At 43.8% G+C, this 363-nt stretch carries 1 protein-coding gene; it reads left to right on the top strand.

What is annotated here, in order from left to right:
- A partial coding sequence (locus tag FJR05_RS02745; RefSeq protein WP_168642704.1) for an ATP-dependent RecD-like DNA helicase occupies window positions 1-363 on the top strand: 363 nt, incomplete at both ends.

Genomic DNA, 363 nt, shown 5'->3' on the forward strand with positions numbered 1-363 from the left:
TACATCGTTTATTGGAATTTGACCCCAGAACCAGGGGTTTTAAATCTGACAACGACAACCCTTTACCTCAAACAGCAATTATTGTTGATGAAGCCAGTATGTTAGATTTGTTTTTAGCATACGCCTTAGTCAAAGCAGTTTCAAACGGCGCACAACTTTTATTGGTGGGAGATATTGATCAGTTACCATCAGTGGGACCAGGTAGTGTCCTTGCTGACCTGATAAATTCTGGCAGAGTGCCAGTGGTACGACTAACTCAGGTATTTCGTCAGGCTCAACAGAGTGCGATTATTACAGCAGCCCACGAAATCAACCGGGGACAGTATCCCACAATTGAACCAATCAGTAATTCCCCAGTCTCTG

Origin of the sequence: Dolichospermum sp. UHCC 0259 (genome assembly GCF_009711935.1) — a bacterium.
Lineage (GTDB): Bacteria > Cyanobacteriota > Cyanobacteriia > Cyanobacteriales > Nostocaceae > Dolichospermum.